Annotated in this window: 17 protein-coding genes; 10 read left to right on the forward strand and 7 right to left on the reverse strand. The window is 62.1% G+C overall.

The window, feature by feature from the left end:
• Positions 1 to 11: 11 nt before the first annotated feature.
• On the reverse strand, positions 12 to 1,646 hold the full coding sequence (locus SZ64_RS13615) for a M23 family metallopeptidase (protein ID WP_082384590.1): 1,635 nt from the start codon (positions 1,644 to 1,646) through the stop codon (positions 12 to 14).
• A gap of 211 nt (positions 1,647 to 1,857) precedes the next feature.
• Between SZ64_RS13615 and SZ64_RS13620 the strand changes: the two genes are divergently transcribed.
• The 6 genes from SZ64_RS13620 (at position 1,858) to SZ64_RS13645 (ending at position 7,373) form a co-directional block, all read left to right on the forward strand.
• A complete protein-coding gene (locus SZ64_RS13620; protein ID WP_241773042.1) occupies positions 1,858 to 4,563 on the forward strand; it encodes a helicase-related protein in 2,706 nt (901 codons plus the stop codon).
• Positions 4,564 to 4,588: 25 nt separating this feature from the next.
• Positions 4,589 to 4,900: a S4 domain-containing protein gene (locus SZ64_RS13625; RefSeq protein ID WP_054531327.1), complete on the forward strand. Its 312-nt coding sequence runs from the start codon at positions 4,589 to 4,591 to the stop codon at positions 4,898 to 4,900.
• On the forward strand, positions 4,897 to 5,235 hold the full coding sequence (gene fdxA / locus SZ64_RS13630; RefSeq protein WP_054531328.1) for a ferredoxin FdxA: 339 nt from the start codon (positions 4,897 to 4,899) through the stop codon (positions 5,233 to 5,235). Before SZ64_RS13625 ends, fdxA begins: the two co-directional genes overlap by 4 nt.
• Before the next feature lie 93 nt (positions 5,236 to 5,328).
• The gene (locus SZ64_RS13635; protein ID WP_054531329.1) at positions 5,329 to 5,613 is read left to right on the forward strand and encodes a hypothetical protein; all 285 of its coding nucleotides are present in this window, start codon (positions 5,329 to 5,331) and stop codon (positions 5,611 to 5,613) included.
• 319 nt (positions 5,614 to 5,932) lie between these two features.
• Positions 5,933 to 6,466, forward strand: coding sequence for a CarD family transcriptional regulator (locus SZ64_RS13640; protein ID WP_054531330.1), 534 nt, complete (start codon positions 5,933 to 5,935; stop codon positions 6,464 to 6,466).
• 148 nt (positions 6,467 to 6,614) lie between these two features.
• Entirely contained in the window at positions 6,615 to 7,373 is a 759-nt protein-coding gene (locus tag SZ64_RS13645) for a head GIN domain-containing protein (RefSeq protein WP_082384592.1), read from the forward strand.
• Positions 7,374 to 7,381: 8 nt separating this feature from the next.
• On the opposite strand, the gene SZ64_RS13650 is transcribed toward SZ64_RS13645, so the two are convergent.
• The gene (locus SZ64_RS13650; RefSeq protein ID WP_054531331.1) at positions 7,382 to 8,323 is read right to left on the reverse strand and encodes an L-threonylcarbamoyladenylate synthase; all 942 of its coding nucleotides are present in this window, start codon (positions 8,321 to 8,323) and stop codon (positions 7,382 to 7,384) included.
• 239 nt (positions 8,324 to 8,562) lie between these two features.
• Here SZ64_RS13650 and SZ64_RS13655 point away from each other — a divergent pair, with 239 nt between their 5' ends.
• Positions 8,563 to 10,302, forward strand: coding sequence for an acyl-CoA dehydrogenase (locus tag SZ64_RS13655; protein WP_054531332.1), 1,740 nt, complete (start codon positions 8,563 to 8,565; stop codon positions 10,300 to 10,302).
• Positions 10,303 to 10,313: 11 nt separating this feature from the next.
• Entirely contained in the window at positions 10,314 to 11,141 is an 828-nt protein-coding gene (locus SZ64_RS13660) for a DUF815 domain-containing protein (protein WP_054532263.1), read from the forward strand.
• Positions 11,142 to 11,419: 278 nt separating this feature from the next.
• Here the strand turns inward: SZ64_RS13660 and SZ64_RS13665 are convergent, their stop codons facing one another.
• Positions 11,420 to 12,868 carry a sorbosone dehydrogenase family protein gene (locus tag SZ64_RS13665; RefSeq protein WP_054531333.1) on the reverse strand — a complete coding sequence of 483 codons (1,449 nt, stop codon included), beginning with the start codon at positions 12,866 to 12,868 and terminating at the stop codon, positions 11,420 to 11,422.
• 63 nt (positions 12,869 to 12,931) lie between these two features.
• Here SZ64_RS13665 and SZ64_RS13670 point away from each other — a divergent pair, with 63 nt between their 5' ends.
• Both SZ64_RS13670 and SZ64_RS13675 read left to right on the forward strand, forming a co-directional pair.
• Positions 12,932 to 13,414, forward strand: a complete 483-nt coding sequence (locus SZ64_RS13670) for a GAF domain-containing protein (RefSeq protein ID WP_054531334.1) — start codon at positions 12,932 to 12,934, stop codon at positions 13,412 to 13,414.
• A 130-nt stretch (positions 13,415 to 13,544) separates the two neighbouring features.
• Positions 13,545 to 14,357: a glycine zipper 2TM domain-containing protein gene (locus SZ64_RS13675; RefSeq protein WP_054531335.1), complete on the forward strand. Its 813-nt coding sequence runs from the start codon at positions 13,545 to 13,547 to the stop codon at positions 14,355 to 14,357.
• Between the two features lie 86 nt (positions 14,358 to 14,443).
• Here the strand turns inward: SZ64_RS13675 and SZ64_RS13680 are convergent, their stop codons facing one another.
• From SZ64_RS13680 to mnmG, 4 genes are read right to left on the reverse strand one after another with little or no spacing between them, the layout of a single operon-like run.
• Complete coding sequence (locus tag SZ64_RS13680) at positions 14,444 to 15,442, reverse strand: ParB/RepB/Spo0J family partition protein (protein WP_054531336.1); 999 nt, start codon at positions 15,440 to 15,442, stop codon at positions 14,444 to 14,446.
• Positions 15,439 to 16,215 (reverse strand): AAA family ATPase, encoded by a 777-nt coding sequence (locus tag SZ64_RS13685; protein ID WP_054531337.1) that lies wholly within the window; start codon positions 16,213 to 16,215, stop codon positions 15,439 to 15,441. The genes SZ64_RS13680 and SZ64_RS13685 overlap by 4 nt, the downstream gene beginning before the upstream one ends.
• Before the next feature lie 4 nt (positions 16,216 to 16,219).
• Positions 16,220 to 16,894 (reverse strand): 16S rRNA (guanine(527)-N(7))-methyltransferase RsmG, encoded by a 675-nt coding sequence (gene rsmG, locus SZ64_RS13690; RefSeq protein ID WP_054531338.1) that lies wholly within the window; start codon positions 16,892 to 16,894, stop codon positions 16,220 to 16,222.
• Positions 16,891 to 18,759: a tRNA uridine-5-carboxymethylaminomethyl(34) synthesis enzyme MnmG gene (gene mnmG / locus SZ64_RS13695; RefSeq protein WP_054531339.1), complete on the reverse strand. Its 1,869-nt coding sequence runs from the start codon at positions 18,757 to 18,759 to the stop codon at positions 16,891 to 16,893. Before mnmG ends, rsmG begins: the two co-directional genes overlap by 4 nt.
• Positions 18,760 to 18,787 lie beyond the last annotated feature (28 nt).

Here is an 18,787-nt window from a genome sequence, read left to right on the forward strand (position 1 = left end):
TTGCCGCGCCTTCAGTTCAACTCGCGCGGCCGGTCTGCCCGCTCGATCTCGCGCTTCGGCTCATCCGTCACAGTGGAGGCAGGTGCCAGGCTGGCAAGCGCGGCGCCGGGCTGGACCTGCATCAGGCCGGCCAGTTGCGCCTTGAAGCTGGCCAGTTCCTTGCCCGAAAGCGTTGCGCGAGTAACGAACTGCACGCTCGCCGGGTTCACCGTCTTGCCGCCGCGATACATTTCATAATGCAGATGCGGCCCGGTGGAGAGACCGGTGGAACCGACATAGCCGATCACCTGCCCGCGCCGGACATGCTGGCCCGAACTCACCGCGATCCGGCTCATATGGGCATAGCCAGTGCCCAGTCCGCCGCCATGATTGAGCTTCACATAATTGCCGTGCCCGCCATGGCGACCCGCGAAGGCCACGGTGCCATCCGTGACGGCATAGATCGGTGTGCCGTAACCCGCCTTGAAGTCCATCCCGGCATGCATCCGCGTGTATCCAAGGATCGGATGGCGGCGCATGCCGTAATTGGAAGTCACCCGGCCAGGCACAGGCGCGAGCAGCCCGCTGCGCTGTTCGCCCACACCGGATGCTTCGAAGAACTGCCCGTCCTTGCCCCAGCGCATCAGCTGGGTCTTCGGTTTGCCGTTCCGGAGCACCCCGGCATAGAGAAGTTGCCCCGTCTCCACTTCGCCCGTCGCCGCGCGCTTGTAGGAAACGATCATGTCATATTCGTCGTTCGGACCCAGCGCACTATCCAGATCGTACTGGCTGGCCAGCGTGCGCAGATAATCCTGCACCGCCTTGGCCGGCGCACCCGCGCCACGCGCGGAACGATAGAGGCTTGAGCCAACCCTGCCCCGGATACGCAACGGCGTGGAATCGACGCGAATCGGCCTGGGATCGAGCACGAGGCCGCCATTGCGACGTTCCAATGCCAGTTCGAGATCGAAGCGCGCACGGAAGGACAGCGAATCGAGCGGGCGCGGCTGGCCGACAGAGCCACGGCGGCCCAGCACGAGGTCCACCTTGGTCCCGGCGGCAATATCGGAAAGCGGCATGGCGGAGGATACCAGCGAAACCACACGGTCCGCCTCGGCGGAGCCAAGCCCGGCGCGCTGAAGCATCCGCGCAAAACTGTCGCCCTGCGCAAGGGTTGCCACGAGTTCGATCTGCGGCCGTTCCGGTGCCGATGCCAAAGGGCGCACGGCGGAAGTGGCCGCCATATGCCGCCCGCTATCGCCCCCAAGCGCCAGAGGCATGATCATCTGGCTGCGAAATTCATCACGCTCCGTATCGCCGATGCTCATTGGCGCGGCGGCTTCCACCGGGGCGAAATCGGGCCAGAAGAGCAGCGAGAGGGCGGCAAGGCCGAACATGGTGCCAGCACCCCGGAACCAGCGCGTGCTGCCGATGTCCTCGGCGAGATCGGGCGCCAGATCGAGGGCGGAAAGATGCAGCGAGAGGCGCTCGCGCCACTGGCCATAGTGTTCAGCGAAGGAATTGAAGCGAGCGATCACCTGCTTGCGCGGGTCTTCCATGATCAGGGAATGCGAAAGCTGAGCCGCGGCAATGCCCGGCCCACTCACGCTGCCGGCGTCGATACCGGCTTCCCCCTGGTCGCGAGGCTTGAACAAACCCGTCTCCATTCCGGCCCGCTCGGCCATCCGTCAATCTGGATGGCGCGACCCGATCCCGGCCTCCTGTCTGACGCAAATCCATGGCGGATCAAAGTTAATAAGCCGTCAATTTCGATGGAGCGACTCACGCAAACGGCTAGCCGAGTCATTGGACGCGTTACCAAAGTCCGCCAAAGTCCGGTTGCCTGCCGCGCCCGCGCCTGCCACATTACCATCCATTGTGACCCGCCGTTCCGTCGATAGCCGTATCAAGGCCGTACTCGGCCCGACCAACACCGGAAAAACCCATCTCGCGATCGAGAGGCTATGTGCCCATTCGAGCGGTGCGATCGGCTTTCCGCTGCGCCTGCTGGCGCGCGAGGTCTATGACAAGGTGCGCGCGATCAAGGGCGATCGCTCGGTTGCTCTGATCACAGGCGAAGAACGGATCGAACCGCCGGAGGCCCGCTGGTTCCTCTGCACCGCCGAGGCCATGCCCGCCGGGCGTCCGGACCGGCTTGGCCAGGGATTGCTGAGCAAGGGCGATCTGGCCTTCGTCGCGCTGGACGAAGCGCAGCTTTCCGCCGATCCCGAACGCGGTCATGTCTTCACCGACCGTTTGTTGAACGCACGCGGGCGGGAAGAGACCATGCTGCTCGGCTCGGCCACGCTCGCCCCGATGGTGAAAGCCTTGATGCCCGAGGCGGAGATTATCGAGCGGCCGCGCTTTTCCACACTGCGCCACGCCGGCAGCGCCAAGCTTTCCCGCCTGCCCCCGCGCAGCGCCATCGTCGCCTTCTCGGCCGAGCAGGTCTATGCCGTGGCGGAAATGCTCCGCCGCTTCAGGGGTGGCGCAGCCGTGGTGATGGGCGCACTCAGCCCTGACACACGCAATCGGCAGGTCGAACTCTTCCAGTCAGGCGAAGTGGATTACATTGTCGCCACCGATGCCATCGGCATGGGCCTCAATCTCGATGTCAGCCATGTGGCCTTTGCGGGGCTGTCGAAGTTCGACGGATCGCGCCAGCGGCGCCTCACTCCCGCCGAAATGGCGCAGATTGCAGGCCGTGCCGGGCGTCACCAGAAGGATGGCACCTTCGGCACACTGTCAGGCGGCGGAAAGGATGGGCGCGGGGGCGCGCCGGTGGAATTCACCGAAGAAGAAATCTACGCGATCGAGGAACATCGATTCGCTCCGCTGACAAAGCTGTTCTGGCGCGAAGCCGATCCTCGTTTCGACAATCTGGATGTGCTGATCTCCGATCTGGAGACGAAGCCGGACCTGCCCCAGCTTGCCCCCGCCCCCGAAGCGATCGACCTCAAAGTGCTCAAACGGCTGGCCGACGAGCACGGCATTGCCGATACGCTGACCTCACCCGGGATGGTCCGGCGGTTCTGGGAGGCCTGTTGCCTACCCGATTTTCGCCAGCAGGGCGCAGATACGCATGCGCGCTTCGTCCAGCGCCTGTGGCAGGAACTGAAAGACGGGTACCTCGGATCTGATTATGCAGCGGCGAAAATTTCGGAGCTGGACAATCTGTCCGGCGACATCGACACTTTGCAGGGCCGCATCGCAGCGATCCGCAGTTGGGCCTATATCGCCCAGCGGCCTGATTGGGTGCTGGCCAAGGACGAAATGGCCGCGCGTGCGCGCGCGGTCGAAAGCCGACTTTCTGATGCGCTCCATCAGCGGCTCACCGAACGTTTCGTCAATCGCCGCACTGCTGTATTGATGAAGACCATGGGTAAGGATGCAGGTCTCTTGAAGGTTGAACTGAACGACGATGGCGCTGTGCTGGTTGAAGGCGAAGCGATTGGCCATCTGGACGGTTTCCGTTTCGTGGTGGACGCGCAGGCGGACCACGCCGATCGCAAGCTGCTGCTGGCAGCGGCGGAAAAGCATTTGCCGCAATTACTGGCGCAAAAGGCCCACAAACTGGCAGCGAGCGAGCTTGGCACGCTGACGCTTGAAGACGGCCAGGTGCAGCGCGATGGCCAGGCAGTTGCACTGCTCCACCAGACAAAGGACATTTCCCGCCCCCGCCTCGAATTGGCGAAGGAACTGACGGCGCTTGGCCCGGCTCAGTCGGAACGGCTGGCTGAGACGCTGAGCCACTGGCTCGAAGGCGAGCTGGCGCCGCTGGCGCCGCTGAGGACTCTGGAGGAAGCGACTCGCGATCCGGAAGCGGGGTCGGAACTGCGCGCCCTGCTGCTGCAGGTGGTCGCCGGTGCGGGCATGGTGGCTCGCGAGAAGGCCGGCCTTGCCCATCTCCCCAAGGAGCGGCGGCATCTGCTACGCAAGCTGGGCGTCACTATCGGCGCGCTGGATGTTTTCGCTCCGGCCCTGCTCAAGCCGGCACCGCGCAAGGTTCTTCGCTCCATCGGGGCAGACAACCGCCCTGTTCAGGAAAACATGGCCGCCGTCATCGAGGGCGCGCGCCAGCTTCCCGCAGGCTATCGCCATGCCGGCAAGCATGCGATCCGGCTCGACATGGCCGAAAAGCTGTTCCGCACGGCGCATGAGGCGCGCGCGGCCGCCTCGGGCAAGCGCTTCTATATCGATCTTGCCCTGCCGACCTCCATGGGCCTGACTGAAGAGAGCTATTCGCGGCTGATGCGCGATGCGGGCTTCCGCCCGGTGCGTCATCGGGCGCTGGCGGACGGGGCTTTCGGCCCGGCTGCTCCCCTGATGTGGGACTGGCGCGCACCGAGGACGGATCATCGCGGCGAGCGGCAGGAAGAGGATTCCCGCACTCCGCGCGGCGGAAATCGGCACCGGGACAACCGCGCCGCCGGGCATGCGAAGCAAGATCGCAAGGACGGACGCGGGCGCAAGGATGGCAGGACAGGCAAGCCCGGCGGCGGTAAGCGCCCCGAAAACCGGCCCGCGCCCGCTCGTCCGGCTGAAGGCAATGCCTTCTCCGTCCTGGCAGATCTGCTGCGCTAAGGGCCGGGCAGAGGCTGGCCCCGAAATGCGGATCGACCGGCTGCTCTGGTTTCTACGTTTCGCAAAGAGCCGGGGGCTGGCGCAGAAGTGGGTTGGCGAAGGCCATATCCGCCGCAACGGCGCGCGGGTCTTGCGTCTGGATCAGGCCATTGCGGCCGGAGATGTGCTTACGCTGCCCCTAAGCAGCCGTGTGGTGGTGATAGAAATCCTGTCTTTGCCAAGCCGCCGCGGTCCGGCAGAAGAAGCGCGCACCTGCTATCGGGAACTTGACGCTTCCGGCACATTCGCCTTAGCAGGCGGCAAAAGCCAATTGAGCGAAGGACAACCGCACCCATGACCTATGTCGTCACCGACGCCTGCATCCGCTGCAAGTACACGGACTGCGTGGAGGTCTGCCCTGTCGACTGCTTTTACGAAGGCGAGAACATGCTGGTGATCAACCCCAGCGAGTGCATCGACTGCGGCGTGTGCGAACCGGAATGCCCTGCCGAAGCCATTCTGCCCGATACCGAGGGCGGCCTTGAGAAGTGGCTTGAACTCAACGCCAAATATTCGGCCGAATGGCCCAATATCACTGCCCGCAAGGATCCGCCGGCTGATGCCGACGAACATAAGGGCGAAGAAGGCAAGTTCGAGAAGTTCTTCTCCGCCGAACCCGGCGAGGGCGACTGACCCAAAACGGGACATTTCCCGTACCTCATGGTTGTTGAGGGCCTGATTCCTCTCTAGGCTCCCCCGGATTGGTGCATATCTGGGGGGCAACAGATGGGCACAACGCTTCTTGTTGTAAGTTTTGCCGCGGTGGGCACCATCGCGGCAGGTTTTGGCGTAGTGATTGGCGGAATGCTGGCCTCCTCAAAGGTGGCCGATCTTCACGCGCGGCTCGATCATTCCGAGGAACTCGCCCGCGAACAGGCGCAATTGCTCGAAGCATTGCGCCAGGTCGTCACCACCTTGCTTGATGAGCTTGGCGCCAACGGCGCTACGTCCGAAAGCCATGGTATCGCAAGCGATCTGCTCGGCCGGATGGGAACTCCGGATGCCACTTGATTTACAAATCTTCTCAAGACCTTTCCGCTTGCGGGAGGTCTATCTCAAGACTTAGTCAACTAATTCCTCCGGGCTGATTTCGCTCGCCAGGCCGACACCTTGCGGTGGGGCTGGAATTTTTGTTGCGAAACTGCTACATAATCACCCGATGGTCGCAATTATCCACAACCGGCCACAGGAATCACGAAAGGCAGGCCCAGCAACGCATCAGGGTTGAAAGTCGATTTCGGGTCGCGGCTTCTGCTTGCGGCCCCGGAATAGTCTTTGACGTCAGTCACCCTGCCACGCGCCAAGGTTCTGCACTGAGAAAGGACGATTCATGGTAGCCAAGGCTCCCGCCTTTTCCGTCGGCGATTATGTTGTTTACCCCAAGCACGGCGTTGGCCGTGTGATCGAGCTGCAGAACGAAGAAATCGCCGGCATGCAGCTTGAACTCTACGTTCTCCGCTTCGAAAAGGAACGCATGACGCTGCGCGTTCCGGTCAACAAGGTCGAAGCGATCGGCATGCGCAAGCTTTCCAGCGACAAGACCCTGCGCGAAGCGCTCGACACACTGACGGGCAAGCCCAAGGTGAAACGCACCATGTGGTCACGCCGCGCTCAGGAATATGAAGCAAAGATCAATTCGGGCGACCTCGTGTCGATTGCAGAAGTGACGCGCGACCTTTTCCGCGCCGACGATCAGCCGGAACAGAGCTATTCCGAACGTCAGATCTTCGAAGCTGCCTCCAGCCGCCTTGCCCGCGAGCTGGCTGCGATGGAAAAGACGGACGAGCCTGCCGCGTTGAAGAAGATTCTGGCGATTCTGAACGAACACGCGCCGAAATATTACGAGACTGCCGAAACCGCCTGAGCGAGTTCGTCAGATCAAGCCGAAAGGGCCGCCCTGACCGGGGTGGCCCTTTTCATTTTGGCGTAGCAAGACCGCACCACCCTTGCATCCTTGAACTTCTGGCCTCTTTAGTGTATTGCTGTATTAATACACAAAGGGAGTGTGCTGGATGCGTTTTGCCAAGTTCATCAGATCAGTCGGACCCGTCATGGCTATAGCAATGGCAGCAGGCGTAAGTGGCTGCGATCGCGCGCACTTTTCGATGAACGGCAAGGAGGGAGTCCCTCTGGCCGAGCTCGATCTCTCGGGAGATGCACCGGAAGAAGTCGCGCTTCTGAGTTCTGACATTGTCCGCATTACGTCTGGAGACGATTTCACCATTGCGCTTGAAGGCGATGCTACAGCAAAAAACCGCCTGCGTTTCCTGCTTGAAGGCAAGCGGCTTTCCATCTTGCGTGACATCTCGACGATCCAGGATGGCTCACGCGCGACCGTAACTGTGACTATGCCTGCCCCAAAACGGCTCGTTCTCGCAGGAGCGGGCAACATTTTCTCCGAACATCTTGCACGCGATTCTGAGGTTACCATTGCCGGATCTGGCCTCGTCGAGACACTGGGGATCAACGTGGACTCCCTGGAAGCAGAGATCGCCGGTTCGGGTGGCTATCGCGCTTCAGGTGTTACCAAGGCACTGGACCTTTCCATCGCTGGCTCAGGAGAAGCGGCGCTTTCGGAACTGAAAGTCGGCGAAGCTGACATCACCATTGCCGGCTCGGGCAGCGCCGGTTTGGCATCGGATGGCTCAGTAAAGGCAAAGATCATGGGATCGGGCGAGATTACCGTGCTCGGGAGCGCGACCTGCAAAGTGCAAAACATGGGATCAGGCAAACTGACCTGCAAACCTGGCCCGACAGGCAAGAACCAGTAGAGCGCAGATCACGCTGCTGCCCGCGCCAGCCGATCGCCGATTGCTGCCCCGATTCCGTCATGAGGAAGCTTTGCTACTGCAATGCGCGGCTTTGACGAAGCTGCGGCAAGGTGAAGGCAGGCATATAGCCGGGCAGCGGCTTCCGCCAGATCGCCGGAAGCCGAGAGCGTACAGTCTCCAGCCACATCTCCAAAGCCGATCATGAACTCGTCCGATGCGCTATCCTGTGCTTCAAGGCGCAAAGGTTTCCCGGGCGAGTAATGCTGCGCGAGTTGGCCCGGCGCCTCCACTTTGGCAGATGTGACGTCATGCGGTCGCCCAAGAATGGCAGAAATCCGAGATTCCTCGATCGGTCCGGGGCGCAGGAGTTGCCATGTTCCATCGGCACGCAAGGCAACGATAGTCGATTCCAGCCCCCGCTCGCACGCGCCGCCATCCACCACCGCATCGATCCTGCCTCCCAGTGAAGCAACGACATGCCCGGCGTCGGTCGGGCTGACCGCCCCGCTGCGATTGGCCGATGGCGCCGCCAGCGGAAGGCCGGTCTGGGCAAGCAAGGCCTGCATGGCAGGATGAGCTGGCATGCGCAGCGCAATTGTCGGGAGGCCCGCAGTCACGGCGGGGGCAATCTGCGCGTCTTCCCGCAGCGGCAGCACCATGGTCAGAGGGCCGGGCCAGAACCGATCCGCCAATTCGCGGGCGCGACTGTCCAAGACTGCCAAACTTTCCGCCAATTCCCGCGATGCCACATGAACAATCAGCGGATTGAAGTCCGGCCGGCCCTTGGCGCGATAGATCGACGCCACGGCCGCATCGGAATCCGCACGCGCCGCCAGGCCATAGACAGTCTCGGTCGGCACAGCGACAAGGCGGCCGCCGCGCAGCAACTCACTTGCACGGGTGATCCCCGCCGCATCCGGCGCCAGCAATTCGGTTCCGCTCTGATCCATGATCGCCGTGCTTATATCCCTGTAACCGGCCTGCAAGTCCGAGGGACTGCAAGCCCTGCTGCTTGGACGTTCAATCGCCGATTTCTCGGGCAGGTCAAGCCAATGGCGGTGCGCAGGTGATTCGCGCCCCATGCCGCCCCGCCCTTCCGTAGCGTCCTTGCCGCCTCTTCGGCGGGACGGTAGGTGAGGTCAGACAGACAACAGAAAGTGCCCATAAGGGCGCCTGAAGGGAGCCGAAGATGCCTTATGCCCCCGCTCTGGACGACCAGCTTCTGGCCATCACCGTCAATGCCGGAATCGCCGGGCTTTCCGCCCATGAACGCTTCGCCGCTGCTTCGCCAGACATGGTGGAGGCCATTGCCCAGGGCATCGGCGCACTTGCCGCAGGCGAATGGGCGCCGCTAAACCGGAACGGTGATACGCAAGGTGCCCGGCTGATAGATGGCAAGGTCACTTTGCCCGAAGGCTTCGCTGAAGCTTATGCCGGCTATGTCGAACAAGGCTGGAACAGCATTTCTGGCCCAACAGAACACGGCGGGCAAGGCCTGCCCTATACGCTTGCCATCAATGTGATGGAAAATCTCGGCACCGCGAACCTGGCATTCTCTTTGCTGCCCATGTTGACCGTCGGCGCGATCGAAGCGCTTGAGAAACATGGCAGCGATACGCAACGCGCACTCCACCTGCCCAAGCTCATCAGCGGCGAATGGCCGGGCACGATGAACCTCACCGAACCGCAAGCAGGCAGCGACGTGGGTGCGCTGCGCAGCACTGCTTCACCGATCGAAAGCGGGGAACATGCCGGAAAATACCGCATTTCCGGCCAGAAGATCTTCATCACCTGGGGCGATCACGAACTGGCGGAGAATATCGTTCACCTCGTCCTCGCCCGCCTGCCCGGCGCGCCTGAAGGGAGCCGGGGTATCTCGCTGTTTCTGGTGCCCAAGTTCCTCGTCAACGCAGACGGATCACTGGGCGCGCGCAACGATTTGCGAGCCGTCAGCCTTGAACACAAGCTGGGCATCCATGCCTCGCCCACCTGCGTGATGTCTTACGGCGACAATGGCGAATGTATCGGCGAACTGGTCGGCAGCGAGAATGAGGGCCTGATGGCCATGTTCACAATGATGAATTCGGCCCGCATCAATGTTGGCAATCAAGGCGTCCAGATTGCGGAACGCGCGACGCAGCAGGCATTGGCCTATGCAACCGAACGGGTGCAGTCCGCCCGTGCAGGCGCCCCCAGCCGCGCGCCCGTGGCGATTATCGAACATCCCGATGTTCGGCGGATGCTTCTGCGGATGAAGGCGCTGACGGAAGGGGCCCGTGCCCTGCTGTATTACACTGCAGGTCAGGTCGATCAGGGATCGCTTGGCGATCGCGCCGCGCAAGCCCGCGCGGACCTGCTGGTGCCGCTGATCAAGGCATGGGGCACCGACATCGGCGTAGAAGTGGCCAGCCTTGGCATTCAGGTCCATGGAGGCATGGGCTATATCGAGGAAACCGGGGCAGCCCAGCATCTGCGCGATGCCCGCATTCCGCCGATCTACGAAGGCACGAATGGAATTCAGGCGGCGGACCTCGTCACCCGCAAACTCTCCATGGATAATGGCGCCATATTCGCATCATTGATGGGTGACATTGCCGAGGCCGGCCGCGAAGAGCCCAATCTGGCTGCGCTGGCACAGGAATGCGCCAAAATCGGCGAATGGATGCTGCATGACGCCACTCTCGATGACAGGCTGGCCGGCAGTGTGCCGTTCTGCACCATGTGCGCGGTGGCAGTGGCCGGATGGCAATTGTTGCGCCAGCTTCGCTCTGTGGAAGCAGGTGAGGCTCCGGCGCTGGCGAAAACCAAGCCAGTCACGGCACGCTTCTTCCTCGATCGCATTGTCCCCGAGACACAAGGGCTTGCCGCATCGGCCCGGGCCGGTGCCGAATTGCTCTATGCACTTGACGCGGAGCAGCTGGCGGGGTGAACCCTGCGTGCATGACCGATCAAGGAGACCCCCTCGCCCGGATCGCCGCCGCGCTTGAACGCCTGGCGCCGCCGCCCCGCCCGCAGACTGACTGGCTGGCAAGCCCGGCCTATGTATGGACCGGGAACACCGCCCGCGCGGTCGAAAAGCTGGAAGCGCCGCGGCTCGACCTGCTGCAGGGCATCGACGCGCAGAAGACCCGCGTGGCGGAAAATGTACTGCGCCTGGCCCAGGGCCACGCCGCGCATGACATGTTGCTGTGGGGATCGCGCGGCATGGGCAAATCCGCCCTGATGCGCGCTTCGATCCTTGCGGCGCAGAACGCCCATCCGGGGCGGATCGCACTGGTTCAGGTGGGCACGGACGCGATGGAAGGCATTTCAGGCCTGTTTGCGGAACTGGGCCGGGTGAACCGCAATTTCCTCGTCTATATCGACGATCTGGGTTTCGCCGAGGGCGATTCGGTCGGCCCGCGCCACTTGCGCAGCTGGCTGGAAGGCGGCGTGGAAGCACGCCCCGGCAATGTCCGCCTGGCCGTTACCTCCAATCGACGTGCGATCGTGCCGCGCCATGCGGCCGAGCAGGACGATCCGCTCAACCCCCGCGATGTCGTGGATGACAGCCTTGCCCTGGCGGATCGTTTCGGCCTCTCGCTGGGCTTCCACAATTGCAATCAGGACGATTACCTCGCGATCATCGCGGGATATTGCCGCGAATTCGGCCTGAGCTTCGAACAGGCGGACGCTCTTGAATGGTCCAGACGGCGCGGCGCTCGTTCGGGCCGCACCGCCTGGCAATATGTAAACGAGCTGGCCGGCCGCGCGGGGCGGCTGATCTAGGCGGCGTGGACAAATTCCGCAACGCCACGGCTGGAGGCAAAAACCGTCAATTCAAGGAGGCGAGGCGCAGGAATATGCCGATATTTCCAGCCGAGTCGACGCCGAAGTGGCGGTTTTTGGTCCAGCCCCTTTTGGGGTTGGCCTGTAAAGAGCCCCAGCCGCGTTGCTCGACCCTTGAAAGAGCCCACTCTTCCTGCGGTCTCGCGCCTCGCTGGCGCTCTTTACAGGCCAACCGTGGCGATGCGGAATTTGTCCACGCCGCCTAGGCCAGCCTCGCCTCAGTTAAGGACGGCATTTTCCTCAAACGCCGCTGCGGGATCGCCCAGCAATTCCTTCAGCGGCGGCAGGCGCTCACCCTTGTTGCGCTTGGGGGCCGGATTGGCCGGAGCGCCAGGCTTCACAACGCGCCACACGATATTGCCGGTGTCGTCGCTCACCAACAGGGCGCCGGTCTTGTCCCACGCAACCCAGGTCGGGCGGCCCTTGGTGGTGCCATCCTTGTTGAGGAAGCCGGTGAGGACAGGCACGGGCTTGTCGATCGGATTGCCGCGCGCGTCAAATTTCACGAAGACCACGTCATAGCCGGCGGCAGGCTTGCGGTTCCACGAACCGTGGCGAGCCACGAACGTGCCCTGTCCGAATTCCGGCCCCATGCGATTGCCTGCCCCCGTGAAGACGAAACCGAGTGCGGCCACGTGCGGCCCCATGGCGAATTCAGGCCGGCGGACATAGCCGGTAAGCCCGGTGGGCATCGGCGCTTCCACGCGATCGTCGATCACATCGCCCCAATAATACCAGGGCCAGCCATATTGCGCGCCGACCGGCACATTGGTGAGGTAATCGGGCACGAGGTCAGAACCGAGCATGTCGCGCTCGTTAACCGTAGTCCACAATTCGCCGGTCCAGGGATTCCAGTCGAGTCCATTGGGATTGCGCAGGCCAGCTGCGAAGGGCCGCGAATGACCGGTGGTGAGGTTCAGCTCGTGAATCATCGCCCGGCCCTGTTCCGCTTCGATCCCGCCTTCGGCGATATTGGAGGCCGAGCCGACTGCGACATAGAGCTTGGTGCCATCGGCGCTCAGCAGGAGGTTGCGCATCCAGTGATTGCCTGCGCCGGGCAGATCCATCAGCTTCTTCGGCGCGCCCGTGAGCGCCTTGGAACCGAGTTCGTAGTTGAACTCCACCACTTCGTCATGATTGGCGACGTAAAGCTTGCCATCACGCCAGGCCATGCCGGAGGGCGAATCGAGATCGCTGCGGATCACCGTCTTGCCCTCGGCCACACCGTCGCCGTCTGCATCCTGCAACAGCACGATCTTGTTGGGGGAAGGAATCGCCGCCCCTGCCTGACTGAACAGGATACCCGCGACGAGATTCGTGATTCCGCCTCCAGCAACCACGCGCGCCGGTGCGTTCGATTCGGCCACCAGAATGTCGCCATTTGGCAGGGCCAGCATTGTGCGCGGATGTTCCAGGCCTTCCGCAAAGCGCGTGACCTTCAGGCCATCGGCCGGAATCGGCGCCTCGCCCGCTTTCCAGCCCACTGGCTTGGCGATCTTGACCGTAGGAATGGTCTGCGGATCAGGCTCGGCCAGTGTCGGGTCCGTCCCCGTCACCTTGTCGAAAGGCAGCTTGGCCGGATCACCACGCAGGATGAAATAGGCTGCAACCGCCAGGGCGACGATCACGACGAGCAATCCGATAAGGATCTTCTTGAGAATGCGCATGGGTCAGCGAGATACGCCCTCCCGCGGCTTGCGGCAACGGGGCAGCGCACTACATCGGGCATCATGTATGATTTCGCACCCGATCCGACTCTCTCCCGCGCCGAACTCCATGCCGAGCTGCACGCTGCGGCCGATGCCATCACGTCGGGCGAGCCGGACGGGATTGCCAATATGGCCAATGTCGCAGCACTGATCTGGCAATTCATGCCCGATCTCAACTGGGCTGGCTTCTATCGCACAATCGGTAACGAACTCGTCCTGGGGCCTTTTTGCGGCAAGCCTGCCTGCATTCGCATTGCCTGGGGCAAGGGCGTATGCGGCACGGCCGCTGCGCTTGGCGCAACTCAACTGGTGGAAGACGTCCACGCATTTCCTGGACATATCGCTTGCGATGCCCAGAGCCGATCGGAATTGGTGGTGCCAATCATGCGGGACGGCGCGGTCATCGCAGTGATCGATCTCGACAGCCCACTGCCCGCTCGCTTCAATGGCGAAGATGCGGCCGGTATCGAACGTCTGGCAGCCCTGCTTTCCACCCGCATTTAGGCGCCCCGAAACGGGACAGGCGCCACAGCGCGTTTTGGATTTCCGCCTGCGGGAATGCTAAATTCGGCGTTAACGTGGAGCGCGTCGCTCAGACTGATGCGATGCGCGAGCCTGACAGGGGAACCAGCCAATGCGCCATAGCCGCCCAATCCTTCTTGCCGTCATCACCGGCGCAGCATTTGCATCGGCACCCGTCCAGGCCGGGGAACCCTATACTCTGCCGCAGCTTGATGTGCCTGCAGGTGTGCCCGATGCCGCGTTTGACGCTGCAATCGAGAATCAGGGCACATGGGGCGGCGAATGGGAAGCTGTTCACACTGGCGCGCCTCGCATGGTTCCGATGGGTGCGATGCCCTATTCAGGCCCGACGGGAATGCCGGGCTACCCCATGATGCATCCGGGCGCAGGTCTGCCGCCGCAACCGGCTGCGGTGCGGCTCGCCTATAGCGCAGAGGAACGCGAGAACTGGCTGCATGAATGCCGCAAGCGCTACGGCGATTCCGACAACGGCCTGGGCGGCGCGCTGATCGGCGGCGTATTGGGCGGGGTCGCCGGCAATGTAATCGCCGGTAAAGGCAATCGCACTCTGGGCACCGTGATTGGCGCAACGACTGGTGCAATTGCAGGTGCGGCAATCGACAAAGGTGAAGACCGCGGCAAGGCTCGTGACTTCTGCGAAGATTATCTCGCGCGCTATGAAGCCTCGGGAACACAAGGCGCCTACAGTTCCTATGGCTATGCTGCCGGTGGGAACGTGATGTGGGTACCCACTGTGGTAGGCTGGAAGTGCAAGCCCAAGGAAGAAGTCGTCGAAGAATGGGTAGAGGAGAAGCCCGCCCGTCGCGTTATTCCCAAGAAGACCAAATATGTACCGGTGAAAACCAAGACTGTCCCGGTCAAGACCGTTCCAGTGAAGGCGAAAAGCGTCAAGGCCATCAAATAAGCGATTGGGGAGTCGAAGTCGCGCGGCGCGACTTCGACTCCTGGCCTGTCACAGGCACGACTTTGCGCCTGAAAACGTCGTTCAGATCAGATTCCGCCGCCAGTAAGGCGCTGACACACCAGATCCAGTTGATCGAGCGTGGAATAACGGATCGTTACGGAGCCAGAGCGCGGATCCGGATCGGTAGTGATCCGCACCGGCAATCCCAGGAACTCCTCCAGTTGGCTCTGCACTGCGGCGATATCCGCATCTTCGGCGCCAGTGGCATCAACGGCAGCACGGCGCGGTTCGCGAGGTTTGCCCGGCTTGCGGGCAAGACGCTCCATATCGCGCACGGACAGCTTCCGTGCGACAGCCTGTTCCGCCAATGCCTCCGCATCGTCATGGCCAACAAGCGCGCGGGCGTGGCCCATCGTCAGCCGCCCGGCTTCCAAGTGTTCGATCACGCTTTCCGGAAGCGAAAGCAGACGCTGGAGATTCGCCACATGGCTGCGCGACTTTTCAACCAGTCGGGCAATCTCTGCCTGTGTCAGCCCTTCGAGTTCCGCCAGGCGACTATAGGCGCGCGCTTCTTCGACGGGATTGAGGTCTTCGCGCTGAATATTCTCAATGAGCGCCAGCGCCATCACGTCACGATCGGAAAGATCGCGAATTAGTGCTGGAATTTCATGCAGTTGTGCCTTCTGGGCAGCCCGCCAGCGACGCTCACCCGCCACCAACTGATAGCCACCCTCAAACGGCCGCACAATCACTGGCTGAATGACGCCACGCGCAGCGATTGAGGCAGCAAGTTCGTTCAGAGCATCTTCGTCAAAATGGCGACGAGGCTGATCGGGATGCGGCGAGATCGATGAAACCGGAATACTTGCCAGCCCACTGCGCTGCGCCGGGATCGTATCCGTCCGTTCCGCGACCGCAATGTCGGAATTCGCAGCTTCAAACGAGGCGCGAGCCGGCGCCGCGGCCAGCGGTTCCTCGCGGCGAACCTCCCCCAGCAATGCGCCAAGCCCCCGGCCCAATCTGCGCTTGGCATCCGGCTTTCCAGCCACGGCCGTCAGACGTACCGGTTCGTTTGCGTCACTCATGCCGCTTTCCTCTTCTCGGGCAGTCGGGAAATCAGTTCGCGTGCCAGCGCCATATAGGCGCGGCTGCCAGCACAGGAATGATCGTAAATCAGTGCCGGCAAGCCATGACTAGGCGCTTCGGACAGACGAACATTTCGGGGAATCACTGATTCGAAAACGAGATTGCCCAGACAACCACGGACATCTTCCGAAACCTGATCGGTCAGACGGTTGCGACGGTCAAACATCGTCAAAGCCACGCCGACAATTCCGAGATCGGGATTGAAGACCTGCTGCACTTTTTCGACCGTCTGCAGAAGTTGGCTGAGCCCTTCCAGTGCGAAGAACTCGCACTGAAGAGGAACAAGCAAGGTATCGGCCGCAGTCAATGCGTTCAGTGTCAGCAGGCCGAGCGAAGGCGGGCAATCGATGAAACACACATCGTGCCCCACATGGCCGGCAAGCGCACGGCGGAGACGCCCAGCGCGATCTTCGAAATCGACCAGCTCGATTTCTGCCCCGCTGAGATCCACCGTAGCCGGGAGCACGTCCAGGCCGGGAATTGAACTGGGAACAACCGCTTCGGCCACGGTCGCTTCGCCGAGCAGCACATCATAGCTTGATAGCTCGCGCTGGCGGGAATCGATACCGGTTCCCGTGGATGCATTGCCCTGCGGATCGAGATCAATCAGCAAAGTCTTCCAGCCGGTGGCTGCCATGGCAGTGGCCATGTTGATCGCGGTCGTGGTCTTGCCCACCCCGCCCTTCTGGTTTGCAATGGCGATACGAATCACGGCATTAGCCTCGCTTGCTGCCTGGGGTCTGCTTCGGACCGCGATGCCCGGCAAGATCCAGCCGACCAACGATAATCCCCGCCTCCGTATCAGTGCAAGACTGTTCCACGTGAAACAGCCGCCGCGTCGATTCGGGCAACGAAGCCAAATCCTGTGCTGCGGAGCGCCCCTTGGGCAACAGCCAAAGAGTCCGGTTTGTGGAAAAACGTGCGGAAAGATCGATCAATTTCGGCATCGGCGCAAATGCTCGCGCAGATATGACACCGGCTTCTACGGTTGCGACCATCTCGAGCCGCGAAGCAACGACCTGGCACCGTCCAAGGCCAAGGTCGATTCGGGCACGCTCTAGCCAGTCCGTCCTCTTGCGGCGGGATTCGATCAAACGCACATCCCAATGCGGCCGCATCGCGGCAATCACGAGACCCGGAAAACCTGCCCCAGTGCCAAGGTCGAGCCATGCGCCGGGATCTTCTGTTTCACGTGGAACATAGCTGAGCAGCTGGGCCGAATCAGCGACATGCCTCAACCATACGGTTTGGAGAGTTGCGGCAGCAATCAGGTTCTGGCGCTCGTTCTCCTCCCGAAGCAGTGCTTCAAGCCGGTCAAGCCGCTCCATTCCGGCCGCGTCGACAAAGTCGGCAACATAGGCCCGAGCCTGTTCCTCATCGCGGAGAATCATGCCGCGCTTTCCAGGCGTCGACGGGCGTGAACCAATAAGGCTGCGAGTGCCGCCGGCGTGATGCCAGCAATACGCCCGGCGGCAGAGAGATTTGCAGGCTTCACCGCCTCAAGTCGCTCGACCATTTCACGTGAAAGCCCAGGCACTGTGGCAAAGGGAAATCCCTCACCCAATGGCACGCCTTCACTTGCCCGAAGGTCTCGCAGTTCCGCATCCTGCCTATCGAGATAGGGCGCGTAAGCCGCATCTTCGGCCAGCTCCAGCGCGGCCTCCGAACAAGGATCAAGATCGCCGGGCAACCAGGTTGCCAGCGTGCCAAGTTCAACGCCGCCAAAACGCAACCACTCCCTGAGAGTCCGCTTCCCGCCATCACCCCGCACCGGAACGCCGGACGACGCCAGTTCAATCGCGCCCAATTCGTGATCAAGCGCTTCATTCCAGTGGGCACGATCCTCTTCACGCTGGCGGAACCAGTCACGCCGCTCCTCTCCCACACAACCGGCTTCCAATGCCAGAGGTGTGAGGCGGGTGGTCGCGTTATTCGCGCGAAGACGCAGGCGATATTCGGCTCTGGCAGTCAGCATGCGATAGGGCTCGCTCACTCCATGAAGCGTCAGATCGTCAATCATTACTGCCATATAGCTGTTCGCTCGATCCAGCGCCGGAGCCTCCCGTGAGAGCACCTTCGCAGCTGCGTGCAATCCGGCCATCAAGCCTTGCGCGGCGGCCTCTTCATATCCGGTCGTCCCATTAATCTGGCCAGCGCAATAAAGCCCCGGCATGGCCCGAACTTCCAGAGTTGGATGAAGCGCACGCGGGTCGATGTGATCATATTCGACTGCATAGCCTGGCACTTCCATCACGACATTCTCCAGCCCTTCCATGGTGCGGAGCATATCGAGTTGGACATCCGTAGGCAGCGACGTGCTTATCCCGTTCGGATAGACAAGGTGGTCACTCAGCCCTTCCGGCTCGAGAAACACCTGATGCCCGTCCCGGTCTGCAAAGCGGTGGATCTTGTCTTCAATCGAAGGGCAGTAGCGCGGGCCTCTCGCATCGATCGCGCCAGTAAACAGCGGTGAACGATGCAGATTGGCGCGAATGACGTCATGGCTACGCTCATTGGTTCGCGTGATCGCGCAGAAAAGCTGCGGATTCACCCTGGCCGGTGTGAGTGGGGACATCGTCCAGGGATCTTCATCGCTCGGCTGTTCCTCCAAGCACGCCCAGTCAATCGTCCTGCCATCGAGACGAGGCGGAGTCCCGGTCTTGAGCCGAGCCATGGGGAGCTGCGCTTCCCGCAGCTGCTCGGCCAGCCGTCGAGCCGAGGCTTCCCCGATACGACCGCCAACGAAGCGCTCCTCGCCGCGAAACAGGGTACCGCCGAGGAATGTGCCTGTACAGAGAACCACAGCCTGCGCGTTGAGTGTCTGTCCATCACTGAGAACAACGCCGGCTACTCTGCCCTGTTCAATGACCAGCTCAGCCGCTTCGCCTCCAACGCAGCTCAGATTGTCCTGCCGGTCAATCATCGACTGGATCGCAGCCTTGAACAATTTGCGGTCCGCCTGAATGCGTGGCCCCCAAACGGCACTGCCCTTCGAGCGATTGAGCATACGATAGTGTATCGCAGCTGCGTCGGCAGCCCGCCCGATCAAGCCGTCAAATGCATCGACTTCCCGAACGAGGTGCCCTTTGCCAAGGCCACCAATGGCCGGGTTGCAGCTCATTGCTCCGATGGCCGAGAGGTCGAAACTTACCAGTGCCGTCCGCGCGCCCATACGGGCGGCCGCACTGGCGGCCTCGCAACCAGCATGGCCGCCACCGACCACGACAATATCAAAGCTGTGCGCAGTTGAAGTCATCAGTCGCGCCGATACTGCCTCTGGCAAC

This window comes from Erythrobacter sp. SG61-1L, from assembly GCF_001305965.1.
Lineage (GTDB): Bacteria > Pseudomonadota > Alphaproteobacteria > Sphingomonadales > Sphingomonadaceae > Andeanibacterium.

Coding starts and splice junctions, on each gene's coding strand:
- SZ64_RS13660 (WP_054532263.1), top strand. CDS start 10,314: ATGACCGATCAAGGAGACCCCCTCGCCCGGATCGCCGCCGCGCTTGAA.
- SZ64_RS13625 (WP_054531327.1), top strand. CDS start 4,589: ATGCGGATCGACCGGCTGCTCTGGTTTCTACGTTTCGCAAAGAGCCGG.
- rsmG (WP_054531338.1), bottom strand. CDS start 16,894: ATGATTCTCCGCGATGAGGAACAGGCTCGGGCCTATGTTGCCGACTTT.
- SZ64_RS13675 (WP_054531335.1), top strand. CDS start 13,545: ATGCGCCATAGCCGCCCAATCCTTCTTGCCGTCATCACCGGCGCAGCA.
- SZ64_RS13655 (WP_054531332.1), top strand. CDS start 8,563: ATGCCTTATGCCCCCGCTCTGGACGACCAGCTTCTGGCCATCACCGTC.
- SZ64_RS13670 (WP_054531334.1), top strand. CDS start 12,932: ATGTATGATTTCGCACCCGATCCGACTCTCTCCCGCGCCGAACTCCAT.
- SZ64_RS13640 (WP_054531330.1), top strand. CDS start 5,933: ATGGTAGCCAAGGCTCCCGCCTTTTCCGTCGGCGATTATGTTGTTTAC.
- SZ64_RS13680 (WP_054531336.1), bottom strand. CDS start 15,442: ATGAGTGACGCAAACGAACCGGTACGTCTGACGGCCGTGGCTGGAAAG.
- SZ64_RS13665 (WP_054531333.1), bottom strand. CDS start 12,868: ATGCGCATTCTCAAGAAGATCCTTATCGGATTGCTCGTCGTGATCGTC.
- fdxA (WP_054531328.1), top strand. CDS start 4,897: ATGACCTATGTCGTCACCGACGCCTGCATCCGCTGCAAGTACACGGAC.
- SZ64_RS13645 (WP_082384592.1), top strand. CDS start 6,615: ATGCGTTTTGCCAAGTTCATCAGATCAGTCGGACCCGTCATGGCTATA.
- SZ64_RS13650 (WP_054531331.1), bottom strand. CDS start 8,323: ATGGATCAGAGCGGAACCGAATTGCTGGCGCCGGATGCGGCGGGGATC.
- SZ64_RS13635 (WP_054531329.1), top strand. CDS start 5,329: ATGGGCACAACGCTTCTTGTTGTAAGTTTTGCCGCGGTGGGCACCATC.
- mnmG (WP_054531339.1), bottom strand. CDS start 18,759: ATGACTTCAACTGCGCACAGCTTTGATATTGTCGTGGTCGGTGGCGGC.
- SZ64_RS13615 (WP_082384590.1), bottom strand. CDS start 1,646: ATGGAGACGGGTTTGTTCAAGCCTCGCGACCAGGGGGAAGCCGGTATC.